The organism is Burkholderia sp. L27(2015) (assembly GCF_009765705.1).
GTDB lineage: Bacteria > Pseudomonadota > Gammaproteobacteria > Burkholderiales > Burkholderiaceae > LMUX01.
The window spans coordinates 45,899-61,300 of sequence record NZ_LMUX01000002.1 but is presented as its reverse complement, the minus strand read 5'-3'; the positions used below and the strand labels follow the sequence as shown (position 1 = coordinate 61,300).

At 61.4% G+C, this 15,402-nt stretch carries 12 protein-coding genes; 7 read left to right on the top strand and 5 right to left on the bottom strand.

Going from position 1 to position 15,402, the window contains the following annotated elements; translation table 11 throughout:
- Positions 1–63 precede the first annotated feature (63 nt).
- Entirely contained in the window at positions 64–618 is a 555-nt protein-coding gene (locus GSQ77_RS00305) for a superoxide dismutase family protein (RefSeq protein WP_158897872.1), read from the bottom strand.
- Positions 619–657: 39 nt separating this feature from the next.
- Complete coding sequence (apbC, locus tag GSQ77_RS00300; RefSeq protein ID WP_158897870.1) at positions 658–1,746, bottom strand: iron-sulfur cluster carrier protein ApbC; 1,089 nt, start codon at positions 1,744–1,746, stop codon at positions 658–660.
- Positions 1,747–1,988: 242 nt separating this feature from the next.
- Between apbC and GSQ77_RS00295 the strand changes: the two genes are divergently transcribed.
- The gene (locus GSQ77_RS00295) at positions 1,989–2,636 is read left to right on the top strand and encodes an OmpA family protein (RefSeq protein WP_158897868.1); all 648 of its coding nucleotides are present in this window, start codon (positions 1,989–1,991) and stop codon (positions 2,634–2,636) included.
- Positions 2,637–2,921: 285 nt separating this feature from the next.
- Positions 2,922–5,099 carry a methionine--tRNA ligase gene (gene metG / locus GSQ77_RS00290; RefSeq protein ID WP_158897866.1) on the top strand — a complete coding sequence of 726 codons (2,178 nt, stop codon included), beginning with the start codon at positions 2,922–2,924 and terminating at the stop codon, positions 5,097–5,099.
- Positions 5,100–5,229: 130 nt separating this feature from the next.
- Here the strand turns inward: metG and GSQ77_RS00285 are convergent, their stop codons facing one another.
- Positions 5,230–9,345 carry a translocation/assembly module TamB domain-containing protein gene (locus tag GSQ77_RS00285; RefSeq protein ID WP_254067385.1) on the bottom strand — a complete coding sequence of 1,372 codons (4,116 nt, stop codon included), beginning with the start codon at positions 9,343–9,345 and terminating at the stop codon, positions 5,230–5,232.
- 129 nt (positions 9,346–9,474) lie between these two features.
- Positions 9,475–11,208: an autotransporter assembly complex family protein gene (locus GSQ77_RS00280; RefSeq protein ID WP_254067389.1), complete on the bottom strand. Its 1,734-nt coding sequence runs from the start codon at positions 11,206–11,208 to the stop codon at positions 9,475–9,477.
- A 297-nt stretch (positions 11,209–11,505) separates the two neighbouring features.
- Between GSQ77_RS00280 and GSQ77_RS00275 the strand changes: the two genes are divergently transcribed.
- From GSQ77_RS00275 to panD, 4 genes are all read left to right on the top strand, one after another.
- Positions 11,506–11,691 (top strand): DUF3460 family protein, encoded by a 186-nt coding sequence (locus GSQ77_RS00275; protein ID WP_158897862.1) that lies wholly within the window; start codon positions 11,506–11,508, stop codon positions 11,689–11,691.
- A gap of 64 nt (positions 11,692–11,755) precedes the next feature.
- Positions 11,756–12,649, top strand: a complete 894-nt coding sequence (locus GSQ77_RS00270; protein WP_158897860.1) for a ScpA family protein — start codon at positions 11,756–11,758, stop codon at positions 12,647–12,649.
- A gap of 154 nt (positions 12,650–12,803) precedes the next feature.
- On the top strand, positions 12,804–13,634 hold the full coding sequence (gene panC / locus GSQ77_RS00265; protein WP_158897858.1) for a pantoate--beta-alanine ligase: 831 nt from the start codon (positions 12,804–12,806) through the stop codon (positions 13,632–13,634).
- A gap of 19 nt (positions 13,635–13,653) precedes the next feature.
- Positions 13,654–14,049, top strand: a complete 396-nt coding sequence (gene panD, locus GSQ77_RS00260) for an aspartate 1-decarboxylase (RefSeq protein ID WP_158897856.1) — start codon at positions 13,654–13,656, stop codon at positions 14,047–14,049.
- Positions 14,050–14,073: 24 nt separating this feature from the next.
- Here panD and GSQ77_RS00255 read toward each other — a convergent pair whose 3' ends face one another.
- Complete coding sequence (locus GSQ77_RS00255; RefSeq protein WP_158897854.1) at positions 14,074–14,697, bottom strand: ParA family protein; 624 nt, start codon at positions 14,695–14,697, stop codon at positions 14,074–14,076.
- A 99-nt stretch (positions 14,698–14,796) separates the two neighbouring features.
- Here GSQ77_RS00255 and cobU point away from each other — a divergent pair, with 99 nt between their 5' ends.
- On the top strand, positions 14,797–15,372 hold the full coding sequence (cobU, locus tag GSQ77_RS00250) for a bifunctional adenosylcobinamide kinase/adenosylcobinamide-phosphate guanylyltransferase (RefSeq protein ID WP_158897852.1): 576 nt from the start codon (positions 14,797–14,799) through the stop codon (positions 15,370–15,372).
- The last annotated feature ends 30 nt before the right edge of the window (positions 15,373–15,402 follow it).

Here is a 15,402-nt window from a genome sequence, read left to right as displayed (position 1 = left end):
GCGGGGCACCATGCTCGCCCGGATTGTAAGGCGCCGACCGTGATGCCTACGTGACAAGCTCGTTCAGGGGCTATGCAGCACGCCGCACGCGAGCGCGGGGCCCGCGCCACGGTCCGGCGCGGTATCGTCCAGATCCGGGTCGCGATGCAGCAGCACCGCGCGCCCGACCGCCGAATCGACGCCGTCCAGCGCCAATTGCGGCGCCACGATGAAACCGCTGGCATTGCCATTGCTGTCTGCACGCACGTCACCCAACGCCCCATCAGGACGGGCGCCGCGCTTCAGGCGGCCAGCATCGGGATCGAAAATCGGCCCGGCGCTGCTCGCATCGCGTGCATTGCAATTGCCTTGTTCGTGCAAATGCAACGCATGTAGGCTGCCGGGCACAAGACCGTACAGGTCATACGTGACCTGTACCCCGTCGGCACGCTGGACGAAACTCACCGATCCACTAGCATGGCTACCGCGTGTAGGCAGCAGGTCGGTGCCGGCCCGCAGCTCACTGGGCCGCAAGAACCCGCAGGCGCCCAACAAAGCACAGCCGGCCGCCACCGTCCCTACGCGTGTCCACCGGCCGAGCGCCGGCGCGCGAAACCGCACATCAAACGGCTTGCTCATCAGCCTCCTCTTCAGTCTCCTCTCCAACCACCGATACGCTCAGGTGTTCTGCACCACGATGGCGGGAAATTTCGACGCCATGTCGCGCGATTTCTGCGCCACCTTGATCGCGACTTTGCGGGCAATGGCGCGGTACAACTCGGCAGGCTTGCCGGCCGGGTCGGCCACCACCGACGGACGTCCCGCGTCAGCCTGTTCGCGGATCGCGATATCGAGTGGCAAACTGCCCAGGAAATCGACGCCGTATTGTTCGCACATCGCGGCGCCCCCGCCCGCACCGAAAATATGCTCAGCGTGACCACAATTCGAACAAATGTGGATGCTCATGTTCTCTACGATGCCGAGGATCGGAATGCCGACTTTCTCGAACATTTTCAATCCCTTCTTCGCGTCGAGCAAAGCGATATCCTGCGGCGTGGTCACTATCACCACGCCCGTCACCGGCACCCGCTGCGATAGCGTGAGCTGAATGTCGCCGGTGCCTGGCGGCATGTCGACCACCAGATAATCGAGGTCGGTCCAATTGGTCTGGCGCAGCAGTTGCTCGAGCGCGGAGGTCACCATAGGCCCGCGCCACACCATCGGACTATCGGCTTCGACCAGAAAGCCTATCGAATTGGCCTGTACGCCATGGCCAATGAGTGGCTGCATGGTCTTGCCATCGGCCGACTCGGGGTTGCCGCTGATGCCCAGCATGGTCGGCAGCGACGGACCGTAGATGTCCGCGTCCAGGATACCCACTTTGGCGCCCTCGGCGGCCAGCGCCAGCGCGAGATTGACTGCCGTGGTGCTCTTGCCCACGCCGCCCTTTCCGGACGCCACCGCAATGATGTTCTTGACGTTAGGCAACAGTTTGACGCCCTGCTGCACCGCATGCGCGACGATCTGCTGCGATACCGCCACCTCGACCTTTTTGACGCCCGGTAGCGCGCCCACGGCCGCCTCGACGCTTGCGCGTATCAATTCGAACTGGCTGTGCGCAGGGTAGCCCAGCACCACGGCCACCATCACCTGCGAACCGTCGATGGTCACGCCGCGCACGCTTTTGGAACTCAGCAAGTCGATGCCGGTGTTGGGATCGACGACGCGCGCCAAGGCGGCGTCCACTGCACTTTTTTCGAGACTCATGCCTACTCCATCGATACTCGGTTAATTGTTGGCTTCTTGCGACTCAGATCTCAAAATGAGCGCCGAGTGGATGCGATAGTTCGTGGTGGAACCATGACATGTCGCTCGGGTTCAATACCGACATTGTAGTGGCTCGCACCATCTCGCGCCCATGCAGACTGAACCGCAGGGCCGAGTCGCCATCCAGCGTTGCTTACACATGCTTATTTTTTTAACGCAACGCTTTTATTAGGAGAGCTTTAATGCTGTATTCCAAGACATCGCGCCTATTGATCATCTCGGGGTTAGCTGCCGCCCTTTTGGCCGGCTGCGCGACGCAACAAGGCACCGACACCGCGATCGGCACCGGTGCCGGAGCCGCTACTGGCGCGTTGATCGGCGGGTTAGTGGGACAAGGCAAAGGCGCCGCGATCGGCGGTGCGCTAGGCGCGGCCGGCGGTGCCGCCGTCGGATACAACTGGTCGGCAATTCATCGGAAATTGAGCGGCGCGACCGCCGGCACCGGCGCACAGGTCGTCGAACAGCCGGACGGCTCGCTCAAGGTCAACATTCCCAGCGCGATTTCATTCGATACCGGCAGCTACGCGATTAAGCCCGGCTTCGCTCCAGTGCTCGACCAAGTGGCGCAAACGCTGGTGCAAAACCCCGAGTTGGTGGCCCATGTGGTTGGACACACCGATAGCACGGGCAACTCGGCAAGTAACCTGACCCTCTCTCAAAACCGCGCACAAAGCGTAGTGTCCTATCTGGTTCAGCGCGGTGTCGCGGCGAATCGCCTCGGCGCCGAAGGCCGTGGCGCATCGCAACCGGTTGCCAATAACGGCACAGCTGAAGGGCGCGCGCAGAACCGTCGGGTGGAGATCTATTTGCGCCCCGCCCGTCCCCAGTAATAGGCAGAAACATCGGGCCGCACCAAGCCGGAAATTAATTCGAACTTAGGGCTAAGGGGGGTGTCAGTATTAATGATGCATGTCCAGTTTCATCGGTACATCATCATCTCCTCTTGTCGTTGTTCTTACGGGGCCTTTGGGCCCCGCTTTTTTTGTCCACCTTATTTTAGTTTTTACCTTCGAGTTTGTCTTCTGCCCCCGCCCCACACCTCGGCTCGGCGGTCCACCCGCCGCGCGCCTGCTAGAATCGCTGTTTGATCCGATTGCTTCCTGGAACGCCGCCTCATGCCCTCGCTCACATCTGCCCCTCTCGCCGCCCGTCGCATTCTGGTGACTTCGGCGCTGCCTTATGCCAATGGCCAGATTCATATCGGCCATCTGGTCGAATATATCCAGACCGACATCTGGATTCGGACCCTGCGCATGCACGGCCATGAGGTGTATTACGTGGGCGCCGACGATACGCACGGCACGCCCATCATGCTGCGCGCCGAAAAGGAAGGCATTACGCCCAAGCAATTGATCGATCGCGTATGGACCGAGCACAAGCGCGATTTCGACAGCTTCGGGATTTCCTTCGACAACTACTACACCACCGATTCGCCAGAAAACAAGGAATTGTCCGAGAAAATTTACGCATCCTTGCAAGCTGCAGGACTGATCGATGCCCGCGATATCGAGCAGGCCTATGATCCGGTGCGCGAAATGTTCCTGCCGGACCGATTTATCAAAGGCACCTGCCCAAAGTGTGGCGCGAAGGACCAGTACGGCGACTCATGCGAAGTGTGTGGCTCGACCTATCAGCCTACCGAGCTGATCGATCCGTACTCGGTGGTCTCGGGCGCCACGCCGATACACAAGACATCGACCCATTATTTCTTCCGGCTTTCCGACCCGCGCTGCGAATCGTTTCTGCGAGAATGGGTGGCGGGGCTGGCACAACCCGAAGCGACCAACAAGATGCGCGAATGGCTGGGCGACGATGGCGACGCCAAGCTCGCGGATTGGGATATTTCGCGCGACGCGCCGTATTTCGGCTTCGAGATCCCGGGCGCTCCGGGCAAATATTTTTATGTCTGGCTCGATGCACCGGTCGGTTACTACGCGAGCTTTAAAAATCTCTGCGAGCAGCGCGGCATGAATTTCGACGAGTGGGTCGCGCCCGATTCCACCACCGAGCAATACCATTTCATCGGCAAGGACATTCTTTATTTCCACACACTGTTCTGGCCCGCGATGTTGAAGTTTTCCGGTCACCGTACGCCGACCAACGTTTTTGCCCACGGCTTCCTCACGGTTGACGGCGCCAAGATGTCGAAATCGCGCGGGACCTTTATCACTGCGCAAAGCGTGATCGACAGCGGCTTGAACCCCGAGTGGCTGCGTTATTACTTCGCCACCAAGCTCAACGGCTCGATGGAAGATCTCGATTTGAATCTCGATGATTTTGTCGCTCGGGTCAACAGCGATTTGGTCGGCAAATACATCAACATCGCCAGCCGCACAGCCGGTTTCCTGGTCAAGCGTTTCAACGCGCGCGTGCAGGACAGCGCCATGAATCATCCGCTGCTCAACACGTTGCGCACCGCTTTGCCGCAAATCGCTGCACTTTACGAAAGCCGCGACTATGGCCGCGCGCTGCGTCAGGTGATGGAACTAGCCGACGGCGTAAATGCCTATGTCGATAGCGCCAAGCCGTGGGACCAGGCTAAAGACCCGGCCAATGCGGTAAGCCTGCACGAAACCTGCTCGGTCTGTCTCGAAGCCTTCCGCCTGTTGACGCTCGCGCTCAAGCCGGTGTTGCCGCAGTTGGCCGCCTCGGTTGAACGCTTCCTGGCCATCGAGCCGCTGAGCTGGGCCGACGCCGACCTGCCGCTCGCCTCGCATCGTCCGATCAATGCTTACCAGCACTTGATGACGCGGGTCGATATCAAGCAAATCGAAGCGTTGCTGGCCGCCAACCGGGAGTCCCTGCTGGCAACCGAAACAGGCCCGATCGATGCTGCCGGCGCGGCCAATGCAAGCAAAACGCCCGCAGCCGATGTCGCTAACGGCAGCGTCGCGGCTGCGCTCGCGAAAGCAGCCGCACCCAGCAGCGCAAGCCAAGCCGGCGATGCCGGCGCAACCATCAATATCGACGATTTTGCCAAGATCGATTTACGCATTGCACGTATCGTCGACTGCCAAGCCGTGGCGGGTTCGGACAAGCTGCTGCAGTTGACGCTGGATATCGGCGAAGAGAAAACACGCAACGTTTTTTCGGGCATCAAGTCGGCCTATCAGCCGCATGAACTGGTCGGGAAATTGACCGTTATGGTCGCCAACCTGGCGCCGCGCAAGATGAAGTTCGGCCTATCGGAAGGCATGGTGCTCGCGGCTTCAGCGCGCGACGAAAAAGCCGAACCGGGGATTTACATCCTTGAACCCCACGACGGCGCTCAGCCCGGCATGCGGGTGAAGTAGACGGGAGTCGGCAGACTGTGACGTGACGGCGCGATCCGTCACGTCACGTCACGCCAAGCCATGTCACGCCCAGCCCAGCCCAGCCCAGCCACGTCACGTCACGTCACGTCACGTTACGTTACGTCATACTTCAATCGAAACGCCGGTTATACAACAGCGTTGCACCGTTCAGCGCGCCGGTATGAATTGCCACTGCCCAGAAACGCGATAAATTCAGCGTGGCCTTGAACACGCTAGCCGCCGTGGTCAGCCCCTGCTCGTAACCGAGCACGATCCGTTCGTTGACTGCTTTGGACAGTATCACCACCTGCGGATCGGTCAGTCCCACTTCGCTTTGCCCAACCGTAAATTCATCGAGCCCCAGCGTTTTTGCCACGCGCTTGCCACCGGCCGAGCCGAGTAGCGCGAACGCCTGCGAAACCGTGCTTTGCTGACCGACTGTACTGCCCTGATCGGTGCCATGGCCGAACAATAGCCACGACAGCTTTTCGTTATCGGCCACACTGGGCTCCGAGGTCAATCGAGCAATCGGTGCCTGCAAGGTACCGGTCACCTGCACACCCGCTTCGACCTCCTGGTTGTGACGCATCGCCAGGATATTGATGCCCGGGTTATCGATCGGCCCGTTGAACGTGAAATAGCCGTTGTCGATCGCCAGCTTGCGGCCGAACGCGGTATAGGTGGAACCCTGCGCCACGGTGATGTTACCGACTGCGCGCAACGGCTCGCCCGGTTTGCTGGTCGCCTGCAACTCGCCGCGCAAGGTCAGATCGGCACCCGCGCCGCGAAAGCGAAACTTGTTGCCCAGATCGATGGCGATATTGGCATGCGGCGAGAACGTCCCGGCGGGTTTTTGCGAGCTCGGCAGTTCCGGCTTTTTCGCCAATTGCTCGGTGCCGTCCTGAGTAATGATATGCACGTCGCTACCCAGTGACGGCGCCGGACTTTCCGGTAAATCGAACAGCGCGTGGTCGACGAGGAATTTGCCGTCGATCGCGATGCCGCCGCCCGCCCCTTCATTGCGTACGGTCGCTTGGCCTGAGAGCTGCAGTTGGCGGTCGGGTGTGGAAAACAGTTCGAGTTTGTCGGCAACCACGCTCACGGCCAGATTGGCGTTGGCCTCGTCGAGTTTGATCTGCCCGCTCGCCCGCACGGTGCCCGATTCGCCGTGAAACTCGACCTGCTGGAATTGCACCAGATTGTCGGCAAGCGCGATGCGCACCACGCCTTGCTTGAACTGGATACCCTGGTCGATGAGGGTGGCCGACAAGTCATTGCCGCTGATCAGTCCGCTGAATTTGGGGCGAGCCAGTTGGCCGGCCACCTGCAGTTGCAATTGCAATTTGCCGTCCAGGATATAGGTCGGCCCCAAGAGGCCGCCGGTGGTACGCAATTGCGGCACCTCGCCGCTGACCGTGCCGCTTAACGGCGCGTCGTCGGCGAGCACCAGCATGCCATCGCGTGTGCTCAGCGCACTGTGCAGTTCGGCGTTCAGCGTGCCGACACGATCCGCCGTCGCGCCGATTTTCAAGGTCACGCGATTGCCCGCGCTGAATTCGGCACGTGCCTGTAGCGCGCTGAAACCCAAGGCCGAGGCCCCGCGCCAGGTACTGAGCGTGACGTCGCCCGAGCGCCGCGTCAGTTGCACATAGCCGCTGGCGGTATCGGCCACGCTGACGTTCCAATCGCCATCGACGATCAAATCGGTCTTGAACGGGGGAGCGGTGCCGGTAAGCTGCTGACCGATGCGCAGCATCCGGTCGACGTCGATCCCACGCACCGAACCCGCAGTCTGCAATTTGCCGCGATCCAGCACGAATTGCTGCAACACCAGGTTCGCCCCCTCCACCGTGAGGTTGGCTGCTCCGATGCTCACATGCTGGCTGGCTACGCTGAGTTGCACAGGCGCCCCGAGTTGCAGGGCGGGAAAGCCGCGATTCACCAATTGCGTGAGCGTGCCGTCCCAACCGGTGCTACCGCCCTTGTCGGTCAATTTGCCGTGCGCGGCCAAGTCCAGATCGACCGGCCTGCTGTCAACCGCTCCCGCGGCGTGGGCGACCAGGGTATGGCTTGCGCGGGTTCCCGCCAGCGTAGCTGAAACGGTCGTGAGAGAGAGATTCGGCGCGCTCAAATCGCGCGCATCGAGATTGAGCGAGAGCGCGCCGTTGGCGCCGTCGCGCAACTCGGCGCGTCCCTGCGCGTGGCCCAGATGGTAAGCGCCGAACGCGAGCGCGTCGGCGCTGTAGGTGACGGCAATATTCGGATGAACCAAGTTGCCCTGCACCGTGCCGTCAGCATGCACGGTGCCCGCGAGGCCAAATCCGAGCCGGTCGACGTTAGGCGCATCGATATGAAACGCGAGCCGGTCGCCCGGTGCGCCAAAGCCGCCCGACAAATCGACTTCGTTGCCGGCCACCGAAAGCTTTAGATGGCTCGGGAGCAGTCGCTCGCCTGCCAGTTGGACAACGCCGCCGCCCGTGAGTGGCAGTTCGTCGTAGACGCTATCGCGCAGCGTCAGCGTAGCTTTGGTGCTTAGCGCAGGACTCAAGGCGCCGGTCGCGTCCAACGTGCCGCTGATGCGCGCCACCACCGGGGCGCGATTGTCCGCGACACGCGGCTTCACGGGGGGTGGCTTGAGGTCGGTATTGAGCCCAGCTCCGGCTTCGGAACCCGGTGCTGAACCGATAGCACGACGGGCCTCGACGGGCGTCGCGGCTGGCCCCTCGCGACCTCGCACATGAGGTGGTCCGCTACCGGGAGGCCCCTGCACCAGGATGGCAAACGGATTGAAATCGGTCAGCGTCGTCTTGAGCGCGTAGGTATCGGCCGCATCGTGCTTGAGGGTCCCGTTCAAGTCCACACGGCCCGCGCCGGCGGTAAGACGAACGGTCTCGAACGTGGTTTGCGCCGGCTCAAACCGCAAGGCGGCTTGCACGCGCAACGCGGCCTTCGGGTCGGCCAAGTCCAGCGTCAAGTGTTGACTGTCTGGCTGCGAAACCAGCTTGAGCGCGCCGCCCAACCGGGTTGGGCGGATGCGCGCTGCGAGCAGATTCAGATCGAGCCCGGCGACATTCAGGTCCAATTGCCCCTTGCCCGCGCCGAACTGACCGGCGCCCTGCAACGTTCCGCCCTGGAACAGCCTCACCTGCAGACCTTCGAGAACCTGCGCCTGCGCATCTAGACGCACGTTGGCGCTGGCGTCCACGAGCGGCAGCAACTGCGCCGTCAGCGCACCGGGATGCGCGTTCACGATGGAAATCGGCCCCTCGACCGTGAGCCCGGGCGCATGGGCCGGATCGGGCTTGCCGCGCACCGTTGCAGATGTGCCGCCACTCACCGGCACAAGCCGCGCGCGCAACGATAGATCCGCTGCCGGCGCACCGGGCGCGAACGCACGCAAATCGACGTGATCGGCCGCGAGCGTAATGAACTTGAACGGCACGGCCCCGAACGGCATCGCTTCGAGATGAGCGCGCCCATTCAATTGCTTGCCGCTTGCGTCCACATCGGCGCTCAGTTGTTCGAGCGAGCCGCCAAAGCGCGCCGACATCTTGATCGGATCGCTCGCCAGTTGCCCGGCAAAGCCGAGCGCACCCGAGAGCTTGAACGGTCGCACGCCGTCCAGATCGAGAGAGCCGCTCAAACTGCCGTATTCGGTATTCAAGCTATCCAGGGCCAGCGCATGATGCGTGCCATCGCTGCGTGCGCTCAATGCAATACGATCGAGCGCGGTGACGCTCGTCCCACTATGCCAACGCAAATGATCGATGCGCACACTGCGAACTTCAAGTTGCAAAGGCAGCGTGAGGCTGGTGGGCAGTTGCGCCGGCGCCCCGCTGCTGGACGGCGCGAGCTTCAGATCAAGCGTACCCACGTGCAGAAAATCCACTGTGAAACGCCATGGTGCGCGCGTCAGCGCCCACTGGCCATTCAGGAAGTCGATCTGGATCAGATCGTCAGGCGTGCGCCATACCACCTGTTCGAGCTTGATGCCGCGCTCCAGCGTGCCGCCCATGTAGCGCCCCGCAAGATGACCTGCGCTGAGCTTGATCGCGGTGTCCCACGCCAAACGAGTGCCACGCTCGGTGCGAGCGGCGATAAAAAGCGCGGTGATCGGCAATAGGATCAGCAGCGCCACCACCACGAGGCTCACGAGCCACCAGCGGCGCGCGCGCCTGCGCCCGCCGCTTGCGGGCGGTGTAGGCGCGCTTGATCCGCCGCCCGACGAGCCGGATGCGACCAACACGTCGGAGCTCCCGTTCGCGACTAAGGCGTCGGAATCACGCAACGAATCAGGCGGCGAATCGGGTCGCGAATCGGGCCGTGACTCAGGTGGATGCGATTGCACTGTGCTCATAATTCTCACGGGGCCGCGTCAAAACGCGACACCCAAAGTCAGATAGGGTCGCACGCTGCGGTTGCGCAAACCATAAGCCAAATCGACGTTGATTGGCCCGATCGGGCTGCGCCAGCGCGCACCGATGCCCACACCTTGGAATACGGTCTTTTCCGCCCAGGTGTCGGCCGCGGTGCCGAGGTCGAAAAACACCGCACCGCCGTATTCATGGGTGAACCAGTGCTGATATTCGGCTGAGCCGGTCGCCACGTATTTGGTCGGCAGTACCGACCCACCGACATTGTTACCAATACTGTCGTAACTATAGCCGCGGATCGAATCGGCACCCCCCGCCCGAAACAGCAGCGACGCCGGGATTCCGCTCGAACCGCCCGTCGTGAACACGCCGCCGAGTTCGGCGCGAAACACCAGCAAATCCGACTTGCCCAGCGGCAGGTATTGCTTGCCGTGCGCGTACACGCGCCCGAAACTCTGGTCGGTTAATAGCCCCTTCACCGCGAAACCGGCCTGTACTTGCACCAAGTTGCCATGGCTCGGAAAAATCGGATCATCGACATTGCGACGCGTCCACGACCACCCCGGCACCAGCGCGCGGCTCGTGGTCGGGCCCGCCGTATTCTGATCGAGACGATCTTCGTAAAACAGCAGCGAATAGGTCCAATCGTAGTTCTCCAGCGAACGGGTGCGCTGCAGGCCTGTGAGCACGCTGTGAATATCGGTGTCCTCGTAATCGGTACGCGTGTAGGACGCCATCACGCTATTCACGTAAGCCTTCGAGTCGGGCGGCATCGCCAGTGTAAGCGCGCCATTCTGCGTTTGCGGTTGCAGCAGGCCCTGCACCGTAAACACCCACGCCTTGTTGAAGACGTTGTTGTACTGGTAACTGCTCTGCAGGCTCGGACCCGTGCCGGTCGAATAACCGACACCGCTGCGTATGCTCTGATACTGGAACTCGCTGAGCTTCACATGCACGGGCGAGAGTGCGGGTTTGGCGGGGTCGTTGGCGACATCGATGGCGACGTTCGCGTAATAGGGCGTGGCCTGAATCTGACGCTGCAACTCCTGCACCTGCGAGGCGTCGTAAATCGCCCCGGGATGAATCGGGTCGATATTGCGCACGATCTGTTCGGGATAGCGTTGCCCCCCGCTGATCTCGACCGGGCCGAACGTAAACGTCGGGCCGCTGGCAAATTCGACCTGCAGCGCCGCGCGATGCGTGCGCGGATTGACCTGGGCATCCGAGTGGATGATCTTCGCGCCCAGATAACGGCGCGCTTGCAATGCCTTGAGCGATGCGTTCTTGGCCGAGTCCCAGCTACCCTGCGTAAAGGGTTCGCCCGGATGCAGGTCCCAGGCGAGCCGTGCCGTATTTTGCAAGCCCGGATCTTCCGTTTCGATCGGACCGGTAAAGGTCAGTTTCACCGATTCGACCACGGTGCGCTCACCAGGCTCGACCGTGACGGTCACGCGCTTTTTCCCGCCAGGCTTACCGTCGGCGCTGCGCACGTCGGTTTTGACGATCGCGGAAAAATAGCCGGCGGTCTGCACCAGGTCGTTGGCCTGCTGCGGCGCGGCCGTCACCAGAAAGCCGAATTGCTCGTCGGAAATATCGGTGCGCTTGGCAAATCGGTACAAATCAAGATGGTCTTTGAGCAAACTACGAACCGAACGCGGCGCGTCGATGTCGACCTCATAGGTCGCCTGCGCACGGCTACAGACGGCCAGCAGCAGCACGCCGAACAGCCCGGCGATGCAGTACCTGCCAAGGCGCGTTGCGCCCCGCGCGGCCGAGGATCGAAAACATCCACTCACAGCCAAACAAAATTCTCCCGAGGCGTAAATCAGCCTATGCTGACGTCATGTTGCAGGCCAGCACGTATTTCACCACATCGAGCCCGATGCACCGTGATCGTTTTTCGCACCGGCCGGCCAATTTCGCGCGCTGGACGCGACGCATGCGGTAAAATCGCGAAATCCCGGGCGCTTGCCCTGTTTTTGCCTATTTCCGGTATTGCGGCCCGTTCGCCGCATTTCATTTGGATTGTCGCCATGTATCAGTCGGATATCACGCAATTTCTCCAACAGCTCAAAGCGCAAAAGCCTACGCTCGAAGCCGAGCAACGCCAGGGCCGTTCCCTGCTGTGGGATAAGCGTCCCGTCGATCTCGACGAAGCCGAGCGCGCCAAGCAGTCGCGCGTCCAACAGTCGGCCTACGTCTACTATCAAAAATTCTGAAACGCAATCCGCCTGCCCGCTCTGAGCACCCAGCCGATCGCCCCCGACGCGTCGCCGGCCGACCATGAGCGCGACTGAACCTCACCCGCACGGGCCAAGCGCCACGGATGTTTCCGCGGCGGCGCTCAGCGAGCGTCTGCACGCGCCCGGCAGCGACAGCACGCCCAACGTCATCGACGGCGTAGCGTTCGCTCGCCTGTATGGCGAGCCGCTCTTCAAGCTGCCGCAAGACCTGTACATTCCGCCCGACGCGCTGGAAGTGTTTCTGGAGACGTTCGAGGGCCCTCTGGACTTGCTGCTCTACCTGATCCGCAAGCAGAACTTCAATGTGCTCGATATCCCGATGGCTGACGTCACGCGTCAGTATCTGGGCTACGTCGAGCAGATTCGCGGCACCAATCTCGAACTCGCGTCGGAATACCTGCTGATGGCAGCGATGCTGATCGAAATCAAGTCGCGCATGCTGTTGCCGGTCAAAAAAGCCGACAGCGACGACGAAGCCGAAGATCCGCGTGCCGAGCTGGTGCGCCGCCTGCTGGAATACGAGCAGATGAAACTCGCGGCCCAGCGCATCGATCGCTTGCCGCAACTAGGGCGCGACTTCCTGCGCGCCGAAGTGTTCGTCGAACAAAGTCTCGCGCCGCGCTGGCCCGACGTGAATATGGACGATCTGCGCGAAGCCTGGCTCGATGTGATCAAACGTGCCAAGCTGGTCCAGCACCATAAGATCAGCCGCGAGGAGCTTTCGGTGCGCGAGCACATGAGCCAGATCCTGCGCAAATTGCAAAATATCCGTTTTATGGAGTTTTCCGAACTGTTCGATGCGACGCACGGCGTGCCCACCGTCATCGTCAATTTCATTGCGATGCTGGAGCTATCACGTGAATCGCTGCTCGAAATCACCCAAGCCGAGCCGTTCGCACCGATTTACGTGCGTCTGGCCTACTCGCCGGCCTGAGCGCGAGGCCATCGGCAGTGCCACCGACATCTTGCCGCTTGGCGGCTCGGTGGCTTTGCGTGTGCCCTGCAGAAAAATCTTATAAAATCGCGCGGTTTTGCGCAGGCCGGCGGCAGTAGCGCCACGGCACACATCACTCAGGAACGATCGGAACATGAAAGTCATCAGCTCGATTCATGAATTACGCGATCAGATGCGCGGCCAGAACCGAGTCGCCTTTGTGCCGACCATGGGGAATCTGCATGCAGGGCATCTGTCGCTGATGCGCTTGGCGCGCCAGCACGGCGACCCAGTCGTCGCCAGCATTTTCGTGAACCGCCTGCAATTCGGACCCAACGAAGACTTCGACAAATATCCGCGCACCATGCAGGACGATATCGCCAAGCTGCAAGGCGAAAACGTCTACGTGCTGTTCGCGCCGACCGAGAGCGAGCTTTATCCCGAGCCGCAGCAATACCGGGTGCATCCGCCGACCGACCTCGGCGATATTCTGGAAGGCGAATTCCGCCCCGGCTTTTTCCAGGGCGTATGCACGGTCGTGATGAAACTGTTCATGTGCGTCAGCCCGCGGGTGGCGGTGTTCGGCAAGAAGGACTATCAGCAGTTGATGATCGTGCGCCGTTTGGCGCAACAATTCGCCATCCCCACCGACATCGTGGCAGCCGAAACCGTGCGCGACGCCGATGGTTTGGCTTTGTCGTCGCGCAACCGTTTCCTGCAAACGGCCGAGCGCGCCGAAGCCCCACGCCTGTATGCCACGCTGGGTGAGGTGGCCGAGGCGGTGCGCGCCGGCAACCGCGATTTTGCCGGGCTCGAGCGCAAAGCCATGCAGGCTTTGGCCGATCACGGCTGGGCGCCCGACTACGTAGCGATACGCAAGCAGGCCGATCTCAGGGCGCCCGGCGCCAATGAAGAACCGCCGCTGGTGGTGCTCAGCGCCGCCAAGCTGGGCGCGACGCGCCTGATCGATAATCTGGAAATCTGACGCGAAGCGAGGAAAGGCGATGCTGCGTACCCTTTTGAAATCAAAAATCCACCGCGCCACGGTGACGCACTGCGAATTGCATTACGAAGGTTCATGTGCAATCGACGAAGACCTGCTGGAAGCGGCCAATTTGCTCGAAAACGAGCAAATCGATATCTGGAATATCAATAACGGCGAACGGCTGACCACCTACGCGATTCGCGGCGAGCGCGGCAGCGGCATGATCTCGCTGAATGGGTCGGCCGCGAGACGGGCTCAGTTGGGCGATCTGCTGATCATCGCAGCCTTCGCACAGTTGGACGAAGCCGAAATCAAGGCCGGTTTTGCGCCGCAGTTGGTGTTTGTCGATGAGCACAACCGCATCAAGGGCAGCCGCGACCATGTACCGGCGCAAGCCTGGACGCAGCCGGCTTGAGCGTCCGCTTGAGCCCCGGCAGCCCTATTTGTCGAGCCAACTGATGAGCGGCTCCCACTGCTCCAGGTCTTTTTCGACCTTGCTGCGCGCCACGTCCCACAGCGTCAGCCCATGCGCGGCGGTCTGCACGTAATTCTGCGTATCGCGCAAATACCCCAGCACCGGCAAACCCAGACCGTCGACAAATCGATGCAATTGCTCGGCCGAACGCGTGCGCGCATCGACGCGCATGCCGACGATACCGATCTCGATATTGCCCTTACGTATCGCCTTTTCCTTGGCGAGCTTTTGCAGAAAATCCTGGGTTGCGAGAATATCGAATAGTGACGGTTGCAGCGGCACGATCACCTTGTCGGCAAGCGCCAGCGCCGTGTTCAGGCGAGTGCCGTGAACGCCGGCCGGCGTGTCGATCACGGCGTGCTCGAGCCCCTGCGGCGGGCGCGTCGGGTTGTCGAGGTCGACCGGCCAGTATTCGATGACGGGCAAACCCTGTGGTCGCAAATCGAGCCACGATCGCGACGACTGCTGGCGGTCCAGGTCCGCGAGCGCGACCCATTCGCCGCGCGAGGCAAACAGTCCGGCGAGATTGGTCGAGAGTGTACTTTTACCTACGCCTCCCTTGGGATTCGCGACCACGATCACTGCCATAACCGTCTCCTCGTACGATATAAGGGTTTTATTATCATCGAAACACCGATTTGAGTGTAAGACGCTTTTACCCCACCCCGCTGCCCTTACAATATTGCGATGAATCCACTCGACCTGCATTTTGTCCTCGGCGGCGCGCGCTCCGGTAAGAGCGCCTACGCCGAAAGGCTCGCCAGTGAAGCGCGACAGCCCGTCACCTATATTGCCACCGCACGTATCGGTGACGACGAATTTGCGGCACGCGTAGCCTTGCATCGTGCCCGGCGCCCAGCTGACTGGACGCTCGTCGAAGCGCCGCTGGATTTGGCGCAAGCGCTAAACCACGCCGATGGCCCGAAACAGGTGATCCTCATCGACTGCCTGACGTTGTGGCTCGCCAACCTGCTGTGCCCGCCCGATAGCGAAGCACCTCAAACCGGCTGGCAAGCAGCGCTCGACGGCTTTATCGATGCGCTGCAGCACGCTCGCGCGCGGGTCCTGATCGTGAGCAACGAGATCGGTTTAGGGGTGGTGCCGATGGGTAAGGTGACGCGGTTGTATGTGGATGAGCTGGGGCGACTGAACCAGCGGGTTGCAGAGTTATGCCCGGCAGTAACCTTGATGGTGGCGGGTATTGCGATGGTCGTTAAGGCGCCCGCGCCGCCATTCCCAGCCGACTTGTACCGTCATAATTGAACTTTCGGGTCAATTTGACAGGGATTGCTG

Bases quoted from the DNA above. Each gene is read 5' to 3' on its own strand.
- panD (WP_158897856.1), top strand. From the start codon at position 13,654: ATGCTGCGTACCCTTTTGAAATCAAAAATCCACCGCGCCACGGTGACG.
- GSQ77_RS00275 (WP_158897862.1), top strand. From the start codon at position 11,506: ATGTATCAGTCGGATATCACGCAATTTCTCCAACAGCTCAAAGCGCAA.
- GSQ77_RS00270 (WP_158897860.1), top strand. From the start codon at position 11,756: ATGAGCGCGACTGAACCTCACCCGCACGGGCCAAGCGCCACGGATGTT.
- metG (WP_158897866.1), top strand. From the start codon at position 2,922: ATGCCCTCGCTCACATCTGCCCCTCTCGCCGCCCGTCGCATTCTGGTG.
- GSQ77_RS00295 (WP_158897868.1), top strand. From the start codon at position 1,989: ATGCTGTATTCCAAGACATCGCGCCTATTGATCATCTCGGGGTTAGCT.
- GSQ77_RS00305 (WP_158897872.1), bottom strand. From the start codon at position 618: ATGAGCAAGCCGTTTGATGTGCGGTTTCGCGCGCCGGCGCTCGGCCGG.
- GSQ77_RS00255 (WP_158897854.1), bottom strand. From the start codon at position 14,697: ATGGCAGTGATCGTGGTCGCGAATCCCAAGGGAGGCGTAGGTAAAAGT.
- apbC (WP_158897870.1), bottom strand. From the start codon at position 1,746: ATGAGTCTCGAAAAAAGTGCAGTGGACGCCGCCTTGGCGCGCGTCGTC.
- panC (WP_158897858.1), top strand. From the start codon at position 12,804: ATGAAAGTCATCAGCTCGATTCATGAATTACGCGATCAGATGCGCGGC.
- cobU (WP_158897852.1), top strand. From the start codon at position 14,797: ATGAATCCACTCGACCTGCATTTTGTCCTCGGCGGCGCGCGCTCCGGT.